This is a genomic window from Staphylococcus sp. EG-SA-17 (genome assembly GCF_017151845.1).
In the GTDB taxonomy this organism is placed as follows: Bacteria; Bacillota; Bacilli; order Staphylococcales; family Staphylococcaceae; genus Staphylococcus; species Staphylococcus aureus.
In genome coordinates this window covers 1-249 of sequence record NZ_JACVZO010000155.1, presented here as the reverse complement: position 1 = coordinate 249, position 249 = coordinate 1, and the positions used below count along the sequence as shown (strand labels likewise).

General features: G+C 36.1%; 1 pseudogene. It reads right to left on the bottom strand.

Annotated features, from left to right (window positions below):
• Positions 1-136: pseudogene (locus IDG65_RS14525) on the bottom strand (radical SAM family heme chaperone HemW); the annotation flags it as partial.
• Positions 137-249: the final 113 nt, after the last annotated feature.

The following is a 249-nucleotide window of genomic DNA, read 5'->3' as shown; positions in this document are numbered from 1 at the left end:
AATATTCCTCATTAAACCAGTAAACCTTATTATGTTCTGATTCATGGCCATCTAATGCAAAATTAGATATTTCGTATTGATGGAAAGGAGATTGTTCTATCTTAGACATCAGCAACTGATACATGTCTACAGCCAAATATAGGAACTTAATGACCATGTATGTAGGTGGTGGCACACCAACGGCCCTTTCTATTAATCAGTTGGAAAGATTACTTAAAGCAATACGTGATACGTTTACAATCACAGGCG